The organism is Methylobacterium gossipiicola (assembly GCF_900113485.1).
GTDB classification, from domain to species: Bacteria; Pseudomonadota; Alphaproteobacteria; order Rhizobiales; family Beijerinckiaceae; genus Methylobacterium; species Methylobacterium gossipiicola.
The window spans coordinates 135,347-150,942 of record NZ_FOPM01000007.1; the positions used below are offsets into that span (position 1 = coordinate 135,347).

The following is a 15,596-nucleotide window of genomic DNA, read 5'->3' on the forward strand; positions in this document are numbered from 1 at the left end:
CGGGTTGCCCGTCTCCGGATCGATCACGGAGCGGCGCAGGGCGGCCGGCGGCGTGAGGCTGAAGGGGAAGCCCGCGCTCATCGTCCTCCCTCAGACCGGCTTGTAGAATTTCGAGGCGGTGCCGGCGATGGCGAGGCCACCGCCGAGAAGCTGCTGCAGGAGCGACGCCTGCGGGACCTTTTGCGTCGTCGTCCCGGTCGTCGTGTTGCCCGAGGCCGCGACGGGCAGGGCGAGCTCGCTCAGGAGCCCGGCCTGCCGCCAGGGGGCGCTCTGCTGTTCGTTGAACACGTCCTGCGCGCTCGCCAACTCCTGCTGGCGCGCCTCGTCCTCGGCCGCGCCGACGCTCGCCAGGGTGCGGCCGGGCGTGAGGAGATCGTTCTGCACCGTCGAGACCTGACCAAGGCCGGAAAGACCCGCCGCCCGGTCGCTCTGTGCACCGGAGAGGAGCGCGCCGGCCCGGGCCAGCGACCGATCCGCGTTCGAGCCCTCAAGCGACGCGAGGGCATTGGCACCGGTGAGCGCGGAGCCATCGGCGTTGAGGGACAGGTTCGCGCCCGTCGCGGCGAGGCCGCCGTTGCCGGAGTTGATCCCGGCGATGCCCTGGTAAAGCCCGCCCACGGTGCCGGCCCGGGCGTTCTCGGCGGAATCGATGGCCGTGGCCGCGTTCGCCTGACGCGCGCGCTCGGCCTCGTAATCGGCGTAGCGGGCCTGGGTGCCGACGTTGGCGACGGCATCGGCCGTGGCCGCCGCGAACCGACCGGAGCCGTACCGCCCCGAGGCGGCGAACTTCTGCCCGACCTGGGACGCGGCCTCGTTCGAGGACCGGTTGATGATATCGTCGAGGAACGGGTTGGCGCCGCCGAGGAACTTCCCGTCCGCCACGTCCTGCAGCGAGGTTCGGGTCTGCGACGGCCCCGTGGCAAGGCCGTCCGCGAGGGTCGTCAGCGCGGCGGTGTCCGTGCCGTAGGCCCCGCCGGCCAGGGCCGCGCCGGTGGTCCGGGCGACGCTGTTCGGATCGGCGAGACGCGCCGCGGCGCTCGACACGCCGGAGGTGTTCACCGTCGGGTCGACGCCCGAGAGGGCGGCGGTAGCGCCCCGCGTGCCGCTCGTCGAGCCGCCACCGGCCAGGAGATCGCCGAGGAAGCCGTTCCCGGCCGATGCCGTGCCCGTCGTCGCCCCGGCATTCGCCTTCATGGCGTCGAGGCCGGCGCGGGTGGTGTCGCCGAGACCGGCGACGCGCTGGCCGCCATAGACCTGAGAGCCGACGCCGGAATCGAAAGCCTTGTTGCCGGCATCCACGATCTTCTGCAGCGACGGGACCGCCGCGGCGTACGGATCGGTCTTCGAGTTCTGCGTCGTGGTGGTGGTCTTCGATCCGCCGCTCATGCCGCGCTCCCGAGGTGCTTCACGTAGTAGGCGTCGACCCGGTAGTCCGGGAGCAGGGCGGCCCAGCCGACCCGGCCGACGAACTCGACCCGTTCGCAGCCGTTGCGCGCGGCGCCGGCCTCGATCTGCGCCATGATCTCCCGCCAGCGGCGCACGTCGGTGCCGCCGGCCGCCAGGACACAGCAGGAGCGCCCGCCGCCCGCGAGTTCACGGACCTGGGTGACGCCCGCGCCGATGGGGGCGTCGTCGTCGCCGAAAATGAGGACCAACAAGGCCGCCTCGTCGGCGACGAGCGCGTGCAGATCGGCGACGGAGAGGTCACAGCCGGGCCGGGCGCAGGCCCGGGCCAGCCACGGCTCCGCGACCGCCCACGCGCGTGCGAGGTCGGATCGGTCGACGGGGTGGAGATGCATCAGGGCCGCCGGATCTCGTAGCGGAGCACGCGGTCGGTGGCGTCGGACACGGTATGGCCGAGCACGAAGGCGCCGCGCGCCGTGGATTTCAGGAAGATGCCGGCGGCGGCGGCCGAGGCCGACAGCGGCGCGACCGTGACCAGGGCGCCGGGGGCGCAGAGGGAATCGGTCACAACGGTTTCGGCGGCGCCCGGCGCCAGGACGACATCGGCCCGACCGAGTGCGTTCGAGCCGCCCGTCGCCATCTCGCCGATGGCCTGGATGATGCGGTCGAGGCGGGTTTCGCCCTTGCCGGGGATGATCATTGATTGCCCTCGCGAACCGCATCCGGCTCGATGGCGGCGGCATAGGTCCACGGCACGCCGGCCGGGATGCGGATGCGGGCGCGGTGGTAGCGGCCCGAGGCGCGGCACGGCGCGAACCCTTGGGTGTTCGGCCTCGTCTCCGGGCGCCAACGAACGGGCTCGGACACGGCGGGTTTCTCACGCGTCCCGATCACGGCGCGCCAATCGTCCGCGTCGCCGCTCAACCGCACGCCCCGGGCGAAGGTCCGCTGCGGCCGAAAGATCATGGCCTCGGAGGTCTGCATGACGGCTTCGAGGGCCGGGCCGTTGAGCAGAGCGAGGCGCCCGTCCGCCGTGATGACGCCGAGGGCGGGGACGCCGCCGGCATAGGACGGATCGTCGAGGGGCTTCTGGCCCGGATCGTCGAGAGAGCCGGGGATGTTGTCGATGGATACCGCCGGGGTCGCCGCGACGAGGCCGAACCGGATCGGCAGCGCCACGAAAGTCCAGCGGTCGAGGAGCCAGTCGTACAGAAGGATTTCGTCGAGGAGCGTCGGGTCCGACGGGTCGGCCGCTCGGCTGCGGTAGGCGAACAGCACGCGGGGGCCGGTCACGTCGCGGATCGCCACCACCGAAGCGACCTGATTGGGGTCGACGCGGGCCGCGAAGAACCGGTTCACCCGTTCCGCACCGATAGGCACCGAAACGCCGCCCTGGAACGCGTAGAACCCGTCCCGGTCGAGGTAGAACACTCGGGGGCCGGTCTTGGCGATGGACCAGGGCGCCACGGCGCCGCGGTTCTCCTCGAACACCTCGAAGCTGAACACCTCGGACGAGTTCGGGATGAACACCATGCGCCGGATCGCGCGCTCCTGGAACACGACCCCGAACTCGCCGCCGGCGAACCCCGTCACCGCCCCGCCGTCGGGGAAGATCTGCAGGTCGGAGGTATGCCCGCCTCCGACGCCCGGTTGCCAGAACTCGATGTTGCCGAGGTCCGACCAGTCGACGGCGTTCGGATCGGCGGCGAGACCGGCCAGGACCACGAACTCGCCGACGACGCCCATGTGGCGGGCGCGGGGCGGATTTCCGGCCAGATCGGCGAATTGCTTGCCGATGTCGATGTCGATGACCTGCACGGGCGTGCCCAAGGTGCAGGCCAGGAGCCGGGAGCCGTAGACCGCGAAGGACCAGTAGTCGCCCGGCGGCACGCTGTAGGTCCGACCCGGCTGGGAGACGTCGTCCCAATCCGACGTGCCGAGGTTGTAGCGGTAGAGCCGCGTCCCGGTCCCGGCGAAGTAGATCGGGAAGCCGTAGCCCGGCGAGTTCACCTCGACGGCGCCGCGACAGCCGGCGGGCAGCGCAAGGGAGATCGGGACCGGGGAGAGGAACGGCCCATACCCGTCCTTGCGCGGCACCACGTTGGTCGCGACCTCGCACACGGAGCTATCGACGGATGCGACGTCCGGCTCGAAGGCGGCAAGTCCGATCAGGGCCAAGGGCGGGCTCCTTCAGAGGTCGTGGGCCCGGATTTGCCCGGAGGAGGCGATGCGGTTCGTCCGCCCGCGCAGCGAGCGCAGCGCTTCGTTCGCGAGCACGTCCTGCGACGCGGCGAGCGCGGGGTCGCGCAGCACGCTCATGCCGAGGTGGCGCTTCGCCCTGGCCGCGATGAGATCGACGGCTTCGTCCACCCAGGGCGAGGTGTCGTCGCGCTTCACGGGCGCGGGCAGTTCGATGTGCGCCGCCAGTCGAATCGTCCAGGCCCCGGACGGGATTGGCCACAAGCGGATGGACCGGTCGAAATACGAATAGGCGCAGGGCTGGGTGGCGCTCGCCGGATGGTCCAGCCGTTCGACGTCCGTCTCGGCGATCCGCTGCAGGGTGTAGGCTTGATCGTTCTCGAGGCGCACCACGTTGTCGATGGCGAGCAGACCGGGGATCTCGGAGGCATCCCCGCCGCCGTAGACGTCGGCGCCCGGAACGGTCTGGAACGTCAGGATCCGCTCGTTGAAGAAGAACCGCTCAGGCTGGTAATGCCGGATCGCCTTTGTGACGGCGGACGCGATCTTCTCCGGGATGTCCGGACGGTCCAGGTCGTCCGCGATCTCGTCGAGGAGATCGCCGAGGGTCGGCCTTCCCTGCGCGTTCGGCATCGGGTTCGACCTTCGGCTCGGGTGGGACGGGAGATGACGGCGGGGCCTCGGGCTCCGCCGCCAGGACAGATGCCGCGTGCAGCATCCAGTAGGCGAGGTTCATCGCGGATCAGCCGCGCGGCGCGACGTACTCGAACACGATGTCCGCGACACCGGCGGTGGGCGCGGTCCCGGTCGGGACATAGGACACGTACGGCACGGTCTCGGCAGGGAGTTGGGCGAGGGCCGTGGCGGTGTCGGGCCGCTTCACGCCCACGGTCTGGGCGGCGGAATCCGTGGCCGAGACGAGGTCGTTGCCGCCCGGCGTCGAGCCGACCACCAGGGGATTGGTCGTGCCGGCGTTGAACGCCTGGCTGACGATGACCGTGGTGCGGGTGATGATGGCGCCGGCCGGGAAGGCGTTCTTCATCGGCATGCCCGTGGCGAGGTTGTCGTCGAAGCGGACACGGGCGCGGATCTCGCCGACCTGACCGTGCAGGAGCGAGCGGGACGGCGGCTTGGAGGGAGTGACGTTGGTAGCCATGGCGGGCCCTTTCAGATCGGGATGAGGCGAAGGGCGCGCGGGCGGTGGTGACCGGCCCGCGCGTCAGGTTCGGGCGGGTCCGGATCAGCCGGCGTTGACGGCGTAGGTCGGGATCACGATGGCGGCGAAGTCGCGACCGTTGAAGGTCGTCTTCTTCAGGCCCCAGATCGCCCAGGCCGAGACCTCAAGCTCGCGCTTGTGGTCGTACAGCTCCTCGTTCCAGCGGTACTTGTCGGTGCCGTTGTCCTTGCCGAAGGCGGCGGTGGCGGCCTGCGCGCCCATGAGAACGGCGCGGCGGACGGTGGGCAGGATGGTCTTGCCGTCGGGCGCGACGCCCATCGTGACCTGCTGGGACTCGCGCAGGACGACGTTGTTGTAGACGCCGAGCGCCCCGGTGAAGATCGGGTTCTTCGTGACCTCGCCGCCCTGCATCGCGGCTTTCTGGATATCGAGCCACTGACCCTGGCCGGTGTTGCGGCGCAGCTGGGTCACCTGGGTCGGGTGCAGGTACATCACCCACATCTCGCCCATGCCGTCGACGCTGACCGGTCGCATCTTCACGTCGCCCGCGTTGCCGCCGGTTTTCGCGATCTCGACCGCCGCGTCGATGAGGTCGAGGGTCATGATGTCCCCGGCGACGAGGGCGCCGTCGTTGGCCCGGGCGTTGGGGCGCACGACGCGGGTCGCGGCGGTGACCGCGTTGTTGGCGGTGAACTTCACGCCGCCGGAGCCATCCGGCTGGATGAAGTTCGCCGGGGTGAAGCCCGAGACATGGTTGAAGAACGACACGGAGGTGCGCAGCTGGAACCAGTCGGCGAGGCCGGCGCGGGCCTGCTCACGCAGGTCGAAGCTCACGCGCTGGGCGTCGATGGTGTTCTTCGAGCGGATGCTGACGACGTTGCCGAGCTCCTCGATCACGATGGCGTCGGAGTTCGTGGTGAGCTGCTCGCCGTTGCCCTCGGCGCGGTCCGAGGAGGTGAAGCCGTTGCCGGACAGCTGCATCCGCAGGCCGAACGTGACCTTGTCGCCGACGCCCTTCTTGAGCTCGGTCTTGACCTGGATCACGGACTTGTCGCCCTCGCCGAACAGGGGGGCGATATCGAGGGCCTTGGTGGCTTCCGTGGCGAGCTTCTTCGACCACAGCTTCACGGCGAGGGCGTCGTTGAGCCCATAGGTGGTGACGGACATGGGGGAGCCTCTGGGGCTTGGGGTTCCGTGGGACGGGTGCTGCGGGCAGTGCGTCGCCGCGCGGACGGAAGCCGGGCCCCATGTGCCGTTGGGGACGGTGATCGGACGGGCGCCGTGACGGGGCGCGGACGAAGGCGATGACGCGGCCGGGCGGATCGCGTGACGTGCGACCGGGCGGACCGGCGCGGCGAACGCGAAAAGCCCGCGCGAAGGCGGGCGTCTGGCGAGCGTCGAACCGGGATGTCGGGAAAGGCCGGAGGGGGACCCTCGTGCGGGTCTTCACAGCGCTGGCGACAGCGTACCTATTGCGCGAGGTTCGGCCGTCGGGTCAAGCCGCTACTGTGTCGGGTCCGCAGCCCAAAGGTTGACCTTCACGCCATTGGCGATGGTGCCGAAGAGGGTACGTGCGCGCACGTCAGGCCCCCAGGTTCGAGTAATCGCACCCGCACCACTGCCGGTCGAGGCGCCAGGGGTGGGCCAGCTGCTCGAGCGTGAAGCGCTCGCGCAGGACGTAGGGGCGATCCGCCTCCGCTAGATCCCGGTCCGCCTCCCTCATGCACGCGTGAAGCGCGTAGAGGTCATCACGGGGCGAGGGCGTGGACACCGCGAGCCAGTAGCCCGAGGCGGGAACGGGCGAGGTCAGCGGGTTACCGGCCTCGTCCATGCCGATCCGCCGTTCGTCCACGATGACCCGGAGCGGCAGTACCCGGCTTTCGTCCCAGCGCTCCGGCCGGGTGCCGCCCTCACCATCGGGCTCGGCCGGGAAGCCGAAGCCGAGCGGGTCGAGCGCCTGGTGGGCCGTCGCCTCGTCGGGGAAGCTGAACAGATAGTCGATCATCAGCCGCCCCAGTTCGAGAGTGTGCCGTAGGTCCGCACGTTGTCGTTGGCGGCGCGATAAGGCCACAGAGCAAGGCGTTCGATGTAGCCGTAGGTCTGTGCGCTGCCGTCCCCGTTGCCGCCGATGCCGAGAAAGGTGTGCCCGGCGGTCAGCCCGGTCGCGATACCGACGACAGCCCCACCGTTCAGCGATCCAGACTGGCCGGCGGCGTCGCCGGCAAAGGCGAAGGCGAACCGGGTGCCCGCAGAAGGCTGCGCCCCGAGATCCACGCCAGCCGAGCCCGTCTCGCCGCCGACGACAGAGCCGCCGGCCGCATTCAGGAGTGTGCGGTAGCTTGCCGTCGAACTGGTGCCGATCCTTGCCGGCACAGCGGCCCCAGCGAGCGCGAAGGGGGCGCTGCGGATGACCCCGGCGACCGTAAGCGGAACGCTGAACCCGGTGAGGCTGGCACTGACTGCATCTGCCGCTCGTGTCGCCGCCGTGCCAGTCGTGCGGATCGGGGAGGATGCGCCGCCTACGGTGGTGATGGCGGAGGACCACTGCTCTAGTTGCGGCCAGCCGACGCGGATGGTGAAATCGATCGGGACATTGGCGGTGGTGGGGCCGTAAATCCAAATCCCAGGCCGAACTCCGGCGGTCGTCGATCCTCCCGACAGCGTCGAGTTGAACTCGTACCGCCTGAAGGTGTTGTCGGGAGTGATAAGCTTAGCGTTATAACGCACGTTAGCGTTAGAAGATGTCAACTCTTCTAATTCCAACTGAACGTTGCTGGGCAACGATCCGGCGACAAGCTGCACGAATGCGGATATCGTCCAGAGTTGACCTGTTGCTGCGGCGACCGCCCCCGCGCTCTCGAACTGAAGGTTGAGCGGGAGCCAGGCCCCGCTGTTGGACGCGGTCCCGAATACCCGCAGGTCGATGTAGTCGACCCCATTGAGCGTCCCGACCCCGACCACCTGACGGCTGAGAGCCGCGCTGCCTAAGGAAGCAACCCACAGATTGGGGAGCGTCCCCGGCGACCCAGCTACCGCTCCCTGCATCGAGTTGTTGCGGACGCTGTTGGTCTGCGCGCCCTCGATCAGCGCGCCTTTGTCCGAGCGCCTGAGGGCGTTGGCGGCTACGAGCGTCCAGTTGCCGGCGCTGTCGTCGATGTAGGCCGGCGAGGCGCGCGAGACCGAGATGGCCGGGCCGCTGTAGCGGTCACCCTTGAAGTCGTAGTCGAGGACGGCGCCACTCGCCGGGAAGCCGCCGGCCCCGCCGATGAACTGGAACCCCGGCCGGAACCCTGGCGCCCGGCCGGGGAGCAGCTGCGCATGTGCCTGGACGCTCGCTAGCGCGAGCGCGATGAGCGCCAGGAGGACCCGGCGCAGCATCACCGCAGGTACTCCGTCACGCGGCAAGTCTGGGCCGTGCCGGTGTAAGCCGTGATCGCGGTCTGAGTGGCGACCGGCGGCGTGTAGAGTGGGTAGGAGCCGGACGGGATCACGCGGGGCGCAGCGGTTGCGCTGGTGAGCGTACCGCCCTTCATGTCGATGCCGACCACGGCGGTGCCGTCGCACTGGATCTCGACGGCGAGGCGGTCGCCGGGCGTGGCGCGGGCGGCGACAAGCACGGTCGACGTGTTCGACGTCAGCGTGACGCTAGTATCAACGATCTTGCCTGAGGCTGCCGTGGGCGGCTGAAGCGCGCCAGTGGTGGTGGTCGCTCCGGACGGCAGCTGCACATTCTGCGGCACGCCGCCCGTAATGCCCTGAACGGCTTGAGCGCTCGTGCCGTTGGTGCCGGCCGCCGTGACGGAACCAGTCGGGCCGCCGCCACTGCCGCCACCAAGGGTGTAGATGGGGTTCGTCGCCGTTCCGAACGGGATGCCGTTGTCGTCGACGAGTTGGTTCGTCTCCATGGCCGCGCGCGACAGGGCCGCCGTCGGTAGCAGGGCGCACAGCGCCAAGACGAGAAACAGGTGCTTCATCGGATCAGCCTCCCATCAGGGCGCGGACCCGCGCGGGGTTGGCCTTTTCCATCTTGGCGAAATCCGCCTCCGACATGCTGGCGAGCATTTCGAGGGTGAGTTCACCGGCCGGGGCGCCGCCGGCGGACGACAGCGACAGCGATGCGGCCTGCCCCTTGGCGATGCGGGCGGTCTTCTCGGCCGGGGTTTCGGCGGGTGCCACGGGCGCTGCCGGGGCGGCGGCCTTCGGCGCGAAACCACGGATCTGCGCGATCTGCATCAGGCGCTCGGCCGGGGACTGGCCCGCCTGGATCGCGGCCTGAGCAATGCCGAACTCCTCCTCGCGGACGGCCTGGACCGCATCCGCCTCCGGCACGCCGAGAAGCTTGAGTTCCTGGATCCGACTCGAGAACAGGTGCTCGTAGGCGTCGGCGAACTCGGGTCGCGCGGCCATGACCCGCTGCACGTCGCTGCGATAGCCGGTCAGCACCTCGTTGCGCTGCGCGGCCTCCGCGCGCTGGGCCTGCTCGGCTTTCTGCGCCTCGGTGAGTTGGGTCTGACCCGCCTTCAGGGCCGCGAGTTCGGCCTGCAGGTGGGCATAGGCGCCGAAGATGTCTTCGTTCGGATCGGGCGGGGTTGCGGGCTGGGCCGGGGCCTGCGGAGCCTGGGCGGCGGGGGCTTGAGCCTGCGCGCCCTCCGAAGCGATCCGCAAGCGCTCTTCCATACGCGCCATCTGGACGCGGAACTCATCGCGCTCGCGCTCGACGGCCTTGCGGCGCTCGCGCTCCTGGTGGAACGCGCCATGGCGGACGAACTTGCCCTTGTTCTCGTCGGCGCCGCCCTCCTCGGCCTCGGGATCGACGACCTCGCCCGGGGCCTGCGGATTGCCGGTGGGCGCCGGCACGGGTGCGGCGGCGGCCTCGCCACCGGTGGCGGGAAGATCGGCGTTGGCGGGCTCCGAAACGGCCTCACCGCTCGCCATGGCCGTCCAGGCGGCCTCTTCCTCGGCGTTGAAGCTGTCGTCCGTGCTGTTGAAGCCGTCGTTCATGGGGTCCTCGTGACGTGAAGGGTACGAAAGCCGGTGGGGCGCGACCGGCCGCGCGTCGGGCTCAGGCCGCGAAGGCCGTGGCGCTCGGCTCCGGCGGTGCGGCGAGCGCCGCCACCTTCGCGAAGCCGTCGATCTCGTCGTGCTTGGTCAGCCCGGCCTCACGCCCGGCCTTGGCGTTCTTCAGGTTCGCGCCGGCGGTCAGATCCTCGATCTTCGCCAGGGCGGTGCGCATCGCGACCTGCTGTTGGGCCTCGGCCTGCGGATCGGCCGGGGCCTCGGCGAGCAGTTCGCGCATCTTCGCCACGAACGAGGCCGGGAAGGGCGAGTAGGGCAAGACCTCGAGGAGGACTTGCGGCGTGATCATGTCCTTGATGATCGGCAGCACCGACGTGAAGGTCTGCCACACAACCTGTTGCTGGTTCGGCGAGGCCGGGGCGTCGTCGATGACCACGTCGTAGTCGCCGGCGGTCTTGTCCCGCAGGAGGGGCACGACGCGGGTGACGCCGTCGCCCATGATCCGGACGAGGCGCCCGTCCGAGAGGAAGTTCTGGATCATGTAGAGCCGCACCCGGCCGATGTGCTTGCGGGCGCGGCGCAGGGCGTCGAACAGGCTGGCGAGCATGGTCATGGCCGCCTGTTTGCGCTGGTACTCCAGCACGCCAGCCTGCTCCTGCTGCTTCTGGCCCATCAGTTCGAGGTTCACCCCCGAGGAGTCGCGGATCGACATGATCGCGAACTCCATCAGCTGGTAGTGGCCCGACGGCAGGACCGGCAGCGGCTTCTCCTTCATGCGGCCGCTCGCCAGCGTACCGTCCGCGAGCCACGTCACGCCGCCGGGCTTGGCGTAGCTCTCCTCGAACTGCGCCTGGTCGGGCACCGCGCCGGTCTCCATGAACACGCCGCCCTTGGCCTGGCGGTTGAGCATGTCCATGGTCTGGGACAGCCACTTGTTCGCGAACCGCTGCGGGTCGCGCATCGGGCGCACGATGCCGAACCAGGAGTTCCGGTTCTGATCGCGGTCGCCCGTCATGCAGGCGTAGTGGAACCGGTCGCCGGCCGGCGAATCCGTTTCGGCGAGGATCACGCCACCGAGGAAAGCCCGGCGATAGACCCGCTTCGTGCGGCGCGCGACCTGGACCGTCATGCCGAGGGCGGCGGCGCGGCGCTCAAGGATGGCCGCCCGCTTCTCGTCCATCTCCGTGGCCTGCCCCGTCGTCGGGTCGGTGACGATGGCGACGCGCTTACGCTCCCACCAGCACGCCTCGACGATGGTGACGCGGGCCGTGCCCTCGTCGGAGGCGCCGGGCCGGTCCGAGCGACGCTGGCCGGGCTGGATCTGGTGATGTGGGCCGTCGCCATCACGATCCTCGGCCCAGGCCGCGTCGAGATCGTCCGGATCGGCGTCGGGGAACATCGCCTCGGCCTCGGCGCGGTCCATGGATTTCGCCCGGAACAGGCGACGCGCGTCCGACAGGTTGCGCTTCGTGGCGGAAGCGTCCCAGATCATCTCCAGGGGGTTGACCCGATCCTCGACGTAGGCGCCGTCCGGGTTGGTCTCGTAGTCGAGGCGCATCTCGACCCAGCCCATCCCGCAGATGGCGAGGTCGATGAACGCATCCGATTCCTCGTCTTCGGCCTCGGCCTCGTCGGCGAGGTAGCGCGAGCCCTCGGTCAGCAACTCGTTCAGCGCGGCGTCGCCGATCTCGCGGGGCATGTACTGAATGTCGAGGCGGCTGTTCACCTCCGAGCCCGCGACCGCCTTGATGATCGGCAGGCAGCGGTTGAACGTGATCGCCGGGCGGCCCGCCGCGTCGAGGGCGGCTTTGTCGCCGGGGGCCCACTGGTGGCCCGACACCATGTCGAAGTCGATCCGGGCCTCTTCCCGCCAGCGCGAGGAGGCGTCGCGGTCCACGCGGAACCACGCCTTGAGGCGGTGATAGAGCGCCTCCTTGTCGAGGCCGGCGCGGTCGCCGCCGTCCACGGCGGGGTGATCGGCGTCGGTGTCCGTCATGCCGTCCATGCCGATCCTGAGGGTTGTGCGGCCCGGCGCCGTTGGCGCGCGTAGCGGTCGTTCGGGCCGTCCTGCGCCTTGGGGGGACCCTGCGGCTCGGCGATGCCGACCGCGAAGTACCGGAAGGCGTCGGCGCCGTGGCTGGCCCAATCGTGCAGCGGGTTCTTCGAGAATTGCTGCGTGGCCTCGTCGACCTCGTAGCGATAGTTTCGCAGCGCCTGCAGGCCGTCGGCGCAGAGGTCCTCGTCGAACCAGCACCGCGCGAACAGCAGGCGGGCCGCGTCGATGCCGGCCGCCACGGTGAGCTTCGGGACGATGCGGACCCGGTGGCCCGCGTCCCACATCTGCTGTTCGATGGTGCGCTTCGAGGCGAGGAGTTCGTTGCGCGCGTCGTGCGGCAGCCAGTGCTCGCCGTAGACGTAGCCGCGCTCCTCGGCGACGGTGCGCAGCACGTCGATGTAGTGCTGCAGGGCGTGGCCCCGGTTCTCGTAATAGGCGATCAGGCGGAACTCGAAGCCGACCACTTGGGCAAACCAGATCGCGGTCTTATCCGCGCGGCCGAGATCCCAGAACGTGTGGACGGGCTTCGACGGATCGAACGGCACCTTGCCGAACCGCCCGGCGGCGTTCGCCGCGAGGATCTCGTTGGCGTAGATCGCGCCGTCGAGAACCTGTTTGCAGTGGCCCTCCCAGACGGTCTCGTACCCAATCGGATCGCGAGCCTTAAGGTCCAAGGCTTCCTGCTGCAGCTCTGGCGGAAACCAGGGGTTGTCGTACCAATTGATGGTAGCGACTTCCGCATTCGTCGGGGTGTGGGTGATGAACCGCTTGTAGGTCTCGTCCTCGGCTAGTTCCGGGTTGAAACTGACCCAGATTTCGGACCCAGGCTTGCGGATCGTAGGCTGCAGGATGTCCCACGAGGATTTCGAGACGGTGCGGGCCTCTTCTACCCAGCAGATGTCCACGCCTTCGTAGGATTTGATCTTCGTGACGTTGTGCCGAAGCCCCTCGAAAGAGAACTCCGTTCCATTCGCTCCCGTGATCCGGGTGTTCTGGACATCATAGAAACTGGACAGTCCGAGCTTGTCGATCTGATCCTTGAGCAGCGCGTGCACGCTGTCGGCCGTCGAGTTCTGAAACTCGCGGGCGCACAGGATGCGCAGCTTCTTGCCCGCGCCCAGGATGAGGAGCGCCCGGGCGAACGCCCAGGATTTGCCCCCGCCGCGGCCGCCCTTCGCGATCTTGTAGCGCCTTGGTCGGAACAGGAACGCGAGCTTGCGCGGAAACTCAGCTTGGCTTGCCGGGACCGTCGATGAAGGTGACGGTGATGCCGCCGGCGAGGAGGGAGGCGCCATCCTTACCGCTCGCCTCTACCTGCCGCTTGTTCGTGAAGGCGTCGCCGCACTCCTTCGCCACCTGCTCCAGGAGGGAGGCGACCAGGACCATGTTGCCCGCCCGCTCCGCTTTGTCGGCGAGTCTGGCCAGCGTGCGCAGGCGAACCGCCTTGTGCGAGATGCCGATGCGCGCCGTATCGGCCAGGAACTCGGCGCGGGTCTCCTCAAAGACCGCCCGCCAGACCTCTGAGAGCGACCGGCCCGCGCGCTTGGTCGGATCGTACGTTTCGACCTGCTGGGGGCTGACCACCAGATCGAACTCTTCCTTGACGGCCTTCACCACCACCGAGGGCGGGTCGAAACACGCAAGCTGTTGGACGATGAAGGTTTTTACCTCGTCCGAGAGGGTGTTCATCGCCATGGCGGCATCAATGTCCGATCAAGGTCAGGCGATGCGCCCGCCGCACGTCCCGCAGGCCCCGGCAATCTCTGCCTCGCAGATGATCGGCGAGCGGTTCGCCGCCGCAACCAGGGATGCCGTCTGGCCCGCCGCCGCGCCGACGCCGTAGCGAGCGACCACGCCGACGAACTCCTCGACGTCGTGTCCCCGGATCTCGAACACCGGCTCGCCCGTCGTCTTCGAGAAGCGCGGGGCGCCCCACGCGTCCTTGGCCTGGCCCGCGTGATACAGCTCGTGCTCGACGAGGGAGCAGAACGTAGCGTCGTCGCACTGGTCGGCGAACCCGGCGTCGAAGGTCAACAGGAAGTGCGGCATGAAGCCGAACCACCCGACGATCTGCTGCTGGAAGCGAGCCTTGGCCCAGCGGTTGCCCATGAAGGCCGTCGTCTCGCACATGCCGACGACGGCGTTGCCCTGACGGGCGTTCGGGACGGCACACCAGAGCGCGCCGAGGCGGGCGCTGCGCAAGTGGGCGTGATCCTCGTTCAGGAGCGGCGCGTCCTCATCGATGAAGGTCGCGCGCATCCAGGCGAGCAGATCGTGAGCCGGCTGGACCGGGGTGGCCGTGTCGAATCCCTCCTGGCCGAGCAGGGATTCGGGCGGGCGCGGCCGGATCAACGTCACGCCGCGCCTTGCTCGACACCGAAGCACCGCATGGCCTCCTCGGCGGACAGCTTCTCCGGATCGGGGCCGGTGACGCCGAGGGAGGCCCGGCCGGCGCTGATCTCGCGCCCGGCGAGGGCGGTCCGCATCCGGCGGCGGGCCGCAGCGCTCACCAGGATCACCGCGCCCGGCAAGGGTCGCAGGGAGGGCGGCGGACAGGCATAGACCGCCGCGTCGTCGTCTTCGGTCACGGGCATGGTCCTGTCAGCGCGAAAGGGGATGGAGGTGGACGCGGGCGCGGCCGGCGACGAACGCGACCTCACGGGTGTGGCCGGGGACCGGCTCGGCCTCGGCGGCGAGGGCCATGGCGGCGACCCAATGCGCGGCGGTGGGCCGGTCGCGCTCGACGGTGAGGGCGAGACCGGCGAGGCGGCGGGCGAGGGCGACGGCGTTCATGGATCGCGCCTCGGGTCCGGGGAACGATGACCCTTCCCGCAGGGGGAGGGAATCAGACGATGGCGGCGTGGTCGCCGGGCCGGAGCACGTGCTGCTCGGCGCCGCCGAACCGGAACAGGTACTCGACGTGCCCCTGATATTTCGGGTTGTCGGTGATGTAGTGGACGCCACCGGCGCGCCAGATGCCGCCGGTCGGCGACGGGATGCCGTCGGCGTTGAGACCGTTCGCGATTCCCTGGAGCGTGATGCCCGCGGCGCGCTCGGCGAAGATCCGGCGGACCACGGCGGCCTGCTCCTCGACGACGACGAGCCTGCGGTCCTGGTCGTGGGTGTAGCCGTAGGGCGCGCGCCCCCCGGCGAACCCGCCCTTGATCGCCTTTTCCTTCCGGCCGCCCATCGTGCGTTCGGTGATGGTGATCCGCTCCTGCGCCGCCATGCCGGCCAGGATGGTGAAGATCATCTCCCCCATGGCCGTGCTGGTGTCGATGGGCTCGCTCACGCTCCGAAGGACAACACCGAAGCGGTCGCGCAGGTCGTGAACCGTGGTGACGGCGTGGAGCAGGTGACGGGCGAGGCGGTCGAACTTGTAGACGAGGAGCACCGTGAAGGATTGGCCTTCAGCCAACTCCAGTACGCGGACAAAGCCGGGTCGTTCCGCAGGACGCGAAGCGCCTGAGACGCCCTCTTCTCGCACGACGTCGACGAGGTCATAGCCCTGGCTCACGGCGAATGCGCGGATGGCGCGGTCCTGGGCGTCGATGCCGTGGCCGTCCGCGACCTGCCCGTCGGTCGAGACGCGAACGTACCCCACGGCGCGGATCTTAGAGGCGGCCGCCGTCGGCCCGGCCTTCGTCGCGCGGCCCTTCAACCGCTTGATGCGAGCCGATCCGATCATCGATTTCCCGTTCGGCTTCTGCAAAGAGTTCGGATGCCGGGCCGTCTCGGATTTCC

Annotated in this window: 18 protein-coding genes; all 18 read right to left on the reverse strand. The window is 69.5% G+C overall.

Translation table 11 applies throughout. The annotated features are described in order from the left end of the window. Window positions 1-90 precede the first annotated feature (90 nt). The 18 genes from BM249_RS08220 to BM249_RS08305 all read right to left on the reverse strand — a co-directional run bounded on the left by BM249_RS08220 (window position 91) and on the right by BM249_RS08305 (window position 15,540). Window positions 91-1,386, reverse strand: a complete 1,296-nt coding sequence (locus tag BM249_RS08220; protein WP_091970734.1) for a hypothetical protein — start codon at window positions 1,384-1,386, stop codon at window positions 91-93. Continuing rightward, window positions 1,383-1,799 (reverse strand): hypothetical protein, encoded by a 417-nt coding sequence (locus tag BM249_RS08225; RefSeq protein ID WP_091970735.1) that lies wholly within the window; start codon window positions 1,797-1,799, stop codon window positions 1,383-1,385. Before BM249_RS08225 ends, BM249_RS08220 begins: the two co-directional genes overlap by 4 nt. Then, window positions 1,799-2,104, reverse strand: a complete 306-nt coding sequence (locus BM249_RS08230; protein ID WP_091970737.1) for a hypothetical protein — start codon at window positions 2,102-2,104, stop codon at window positions 1,799-1,801. The genes BM249_RS08225 and BM249_RS08230 overlap by 1 nt, the downstream gene beginning before the upstream one ends. Beyond that, on the reverse strand, window positions 2,101-3,582 hold the full coding sequence (locus BM249_RS08235; RefSeq protein ID WP_091970740.1) for a hypothetical protein: 1,482 nt from the start codon (window positions 3,580-3,582) through the stop codon (window positions 2,101-2,103). The genes BM249_RS08230 and BM249_RS08235 overlap by 4 nt, the downstream gene beginning before the upstream one ends. Window positions 3,583-3,594: 12 nt before the next feature. After that, entirely contained in the window at window positions 3,595-4,236 is a 642-nt protein-coding gene (locus BM249_RS08240) for a phage adaptor protein (protein ID WP_091970743.1), read from the reverse strand. 109 nt (window positions 4,237-4,345) lie between these two features. Then, window positions 4,346-4,759, reverse strand: coding sequence for a hypothetical protein (locus BM249_RS08245; RefSeq protein ID WP_091970745.1), 414 nt, complete (start codon window positions 4,757-4,759; stop codon window positions 4,346-4,348). An 84-nt stretch (window positions 4,760-4,843) separates the two neighbouring features. After that, window positions 4,844-5,947 (reverse strand): N4-gp56 family major capsid protein, encoded by a 1,104-nt coding sequence (locus BM249_RS08250; RefSeq protein ID WP_091970747.1) that lies wholly within the window; start codon window positions 5,945-5,947, stop codon window positions 4,844-4,846. Window positions 5,948-6,362: 415 nt separating this feature from the next. Continuing rightward, window positions 6,363-6,785: a hypothetical protein gene (locus tag BM249_RS08255; RefSeq protein ID WP_091970749.1), complete on the reverse strand. Its 423-nt coding sequence runs from the start codon at window positions 6,783-6,785 to the stop codon at window positions 6,363-6,365. Next, window positions 6,785-8,158 carry a phage head spike fiber domain-containing protein gene (locus tag BM249_RS08260; protein WP_091970750.1) on the reverse strand — a complete coding sequence of 458 codons (1,374 nt, stop codon included), beginning with the start codon at window positions 8,156-8,158 and terminating at the stop codon, window positions 6,785-6,787. Before BM249_RS08260 ends, BM249_RS08255 begins: the two co-directional genes overlap by 1 nt. Then, window positions 8,158-8,754 carry a hypothetical protein gene (locus tag BM249_RS08265; RefSeq protein WP_091970752.1) on the reverse strand — a complete coding sequence of 199 codons (597 nt, stop codon included), beginning with the start codon at window positions 8,752-8,754 and terminating at the stop codon, window positions 8,158-8,160. Before BM249_RS08265 ends, BM249_RS08260 begins: the two co-directional genes overlap by 1 nt. A 4-nt stretch (window positions 8,755-8,758) precedes the next feature. Next, a complete protein-coding gene (locus tag BM249_RS08270) occupies window positions 8,759-9,781 on the reverse strand; it encodes a hypothetical protein (protein WP_091970754.1) in 1,023 nt (340 codons plus the stop codon). 61 nt (window positions 9,782-9,842) lie between these two features. Further along, window positions 9,843-11,792 (reverse strand): portal protein, encoded by a 1,950-nt coding sequence (locus BM249_RS08275; protein WP_143103725.1) that lies wholly within the window; start codon window positions 11,790-11,792, stop codon window positions 9,843-9,845. Continuing rightward, window positions 11,789-13,147 carry a PBSX family phage terminase large subunit gene (locus tag BM249_RS08280; RefSeq protein WP_091970758.1) on the reverse strand — a complete coding sequence of 453 codons (1,359 nt, stop codon included), beginning with the start codon at window positions 13,145-13,147 and terminating at the stop codon, window positions 11,789-11,791. Before BM249_RS08280 ends, BM249_RS08275 begins: the two co-directional genes overlap by 4 nt. Continuing rightward, the gene (locus tag BM249_RS08285) at window positions 13,080-13,547 is read right to left on the reverse strand and encodes a DUF2280 domain-containing protein (protein WP_091970760.1); all 468 of its coding nucleotides are present in this window, start codon (window positions 13,545-13,547) and stop codon (window positions 13,080-13,082) included. The genes BM249_RS08280 and BM249_RS08285 overlap by 68 nt, the downstream gene beginning before the upstream one ends. 24 nt (window positions 13,548-13,571) lie before the next feature. Then, on the reverse strand, window positions 13,572-14,210 hold the full coding sequence (locus tag BM249_RS08290; protein WP_244528645.1) for a putative metallopeptidase: 639 nt from the start codon (window positions 14,208-14,210) through the stop codon (window positions 13,572-13,574). Next, entirely contained in the window at window positions 14,207-14,440 is a 234-nt protein-coding gene (locus tag BM249_RS08295) for a hypothetical protein (protein WP_143103714.1), read from the reverse strand. Before BM249_RS08295 ends, BM249_RS08290 begins: the two co-directional genes overlap by 4 nt. A gap of 13 nt (window positions 14,441-14,453) precedes the next feature. After that, window positions 14,454-14,645 (reverse strand): hypothetical protein, encoded by a 192-nt coding sequence (locus tag BM249_RS08300; RefSeq protein WP_091970766.1) that lies wholly within the window; start codon window positions 14,643-14,645, stop codon window positions 14,454-14,456. 52 nt (window positions 14,646-14,697) lie between these two features. Further along, the gene (locus BM249_RS08305; protein ID WP_091970924.1) at window positions 14,698-15,540 is read right to left on the reverse strand and encodes a recombinase family protein; all 843 of its coding nucleotides are present in this window, start codon (window positions 15,538-15,540) and stop codon (window positions 14,698-14,700) included. Between the last annotated feature and the right edge of the window lie 56 nt (window positions 15,541-15,596).